Source organism: Neisseria sp. P0021.S005, assembly GCF_051956955.1.
This window is the reverse complement of sequence record NZ_JBQCWY010000511.1, coordinates 1-2,211: the sequence shown is the minus strand read 5'-3', so window position 1 is coordinate 2,211 and position 2,211 is coordinate 1. Positions and strand designations below refer to the sequence as shown.

Genomic DNA, 2,211 nt, shown 5'->3' with positions numbered 1-2,211 from the left:
TGCTGCGCCATTTCCGCCGGACGTTTTTCCATGTTGAGGACATTCAGCCCAAAGCCCATCGCGCCGGAAGACACCAGCACAATTTCTTTGTCCTTACTGACCAAGCTGGAAATGACAAAGGCCAGTTGGTCGATTTTTGCCAAATTGATTTTGCCGTTTGGCAACACCAACGAACTGGTTCCAATCTTAATAACAATGCGTTTTACTGCTTCAAAATCTCGTTTCATTATTCTCCTCTGCTTTCTATTTTTATGATTGCATGCGGCATTATTTCAGCCAAACGTATCCATATCATAACTGCGAAGCAATAGAAAATACAGACAAAATTAAAAACGCTTCCTTTAAAAGCCGTATTTTCAGCTCTTATCCGAATCCGTTAATAACAAAATAAAAGGCCGTCTGAAACCCTATTTCAGGTTTCAGACGGCCTTTTACCGATTGTTTAAACTCTAGCCTGTCACGATAAATACAGACCGTTCCCTACAAAAGCTTATTGGTGTTCAGAAATAATTTTCAGCATTTGTGCCAATACTTTAGGATTGGCCGCAACGATGTCGCCGCTTTCCAACCAGCCTTCATCGCCGGACATATCGGTAACGATGCCGCCTGCTTCTTGGACAATCAATGCACCGGCGGCAATATCCCAAGGTTTGAGGTTGAACTCAAAGAAACCGTCCAAACGGCCGGCCGCAACGGCACACAAATCCAAAGAAGCCGCGCCTTCACGACGGCCGCCGGCGGTTTTTGACAAGAAATCTTTCAAAATCGCCAGATACTTGTCCATCATGCTTTGATCGACAACAGGGAAGCCGGTACCAATCAGGCAGCGGTTCAATTCGATGCGGTTGGAAACGCGGATACGGCGGTCGTTGAGCAACGCGCCTTTGCCGCGGGAAGCCATGTATACGTCGTTGCGCTCAGGTGCGTACACCAAAGCTTCTTGCAACACGCCTTTGTGCAGGAGTGCCATAGAGATGGCGTATTGGGGATGGCCGTGGAGGAAGTTGGTTGTGCCGTCGAGCGGGTCGATAATCCATTCGTACTCGGCGGTGGCTTTACCGTGGGAGCCGCCTTCTTCGCAAGTGATTTTATGATGCGGATAGGCTTCTTTGAGCGCTTCCACCAAAATCATCTCGGAGCTGCGGTCAACATCGGAAACGAAGTCGTTGAATGCTTTGCTGTCTACTTTGACGGCATCCAGATTGCCGGCGGCGCGAATCATCATTTGCCCTGCTTTACGGGCGGCTTTGAAAGCGGTATTTAAAAACGGATTCATGGTTTTCTTCCTAATTCAGGTAAAATACGCCCTAATGCGCCGAACAGGCACACAAGAGGCTGTTAATCGTTTCCGATGCTGTTAAAGAACATTTCAGACGGCATGGAAAAAGGCCGTCTGAAAACAAAAAGATGGCGCATTATACCTGATTCCCGTACAAACAGAAAACAAAACATGACTTCCGAAAAACCCGCCCTGCCCGCCTATCTGGACAATATCCGCATCATCCTCACGCGTACCAGCCATCCCGCCAATATCGGCTCCGCCGCCCGCGCCATGAAAACAATGGGCCTGCACAAACTGACCATCGTTGCCCCCAATCTGATGGCAACGCCGATGACGGAAAATCCGCCCGTATTCGATCCGGAGCATCCGCAATCGTTTAAATTACCGGAAGAAAGTTTCATCCTCGCTTCCGGTGCGGCAGACGTTTTGGAAAATGCCACCATTGCTGCCTCTTTGGACGAAGCCCTTGCCGACACCACCATCGCCTGCGCCCTGACCAGTCGCCGCCGCGAAATCACCGCGCCGCTGCAAACCCCGCGCGATTTGGTGCCCGAATTACTGCAGGCCGCCAACCGAGGCGAAAAAGTGGCACTGGTTTTCGGCAACGAGACTTTCGGCTTGAGCATCGAAGAAGTCCAAGCCTGCAACCGACTGATGACCATCAACGGCAATCCCGACTATTTCTCGCTCAACCTCGCCCAAGCCGTGCAGGTCGTGTGCTACGAAATCTTCAGCCAAACCGATTCGCCCATGACCCATCTTCAACAGGAAGACCACGCTGCGACCCATGAGCAAATCAAAGGCATGGTCGCCCACATGGAAAGCGTGATGAACGACATCGGCTTTTTCAACCGCCGCAACGGCGAGCGCCTGATGCGCCGTATGCAGAGCCTGTTCGGACGCGCCAACACGCAAACCGAAGACATCGA

3 protein-coding genes are annotated in these 2,211 nt (G+C 50.9%); 1 reads left to right on the top strand and 2 read right to left on the bottom strand.

Annotated elements, in window-relative coordinates:
• Both ACTHUE_RS16260 and ACTHUE_RS16255 read right to left on the bottom strand, forming a co-directional pair.
• On the bottom strand, positions 1-227 hold a 227-nt coding region (locus ACTHUE_RS16260), incomplete at its 3' end, for an amino acid kinase family protein (RefSeq protein ID WP_440423989.1).
• A 263-nt stretch (positions 228-490) separates the two neighbouring features.
• Entirely contained in the window at positions 491-1,276 is a 786-nt protein-coding gene (locus ACTHUE_RS16255) for an inositol monophosphatase family protein (RefSeq protein ID WP_004519521.1), read from the bottom strand.
• Between the two features lie 174 nt (positions 1,277-1,450).
• Between ACTHUE_RS16255 and ACTHUE_RS16250 the strand changes: the two genes are divergently transcribed.
• Positions 1,451-2,211 (top strand): RNA methyltransferase (locus ACTHUE_RS16250; RefSeq protein WP_440402848.1); only part of this gene is annotated, 761 nt, incomplete at its 3' end.

Bases quoted from the DNA above. Each gene is read 5' to 3' on its own strand.
- ACTHUE_RS16255 (WP_004519521.1), bottom strand. From the start codon at position 1,276: ATGAATCCGTTTTTAAATACCGCTTTCAAAGCCGCCCGTAAAGCAGGG.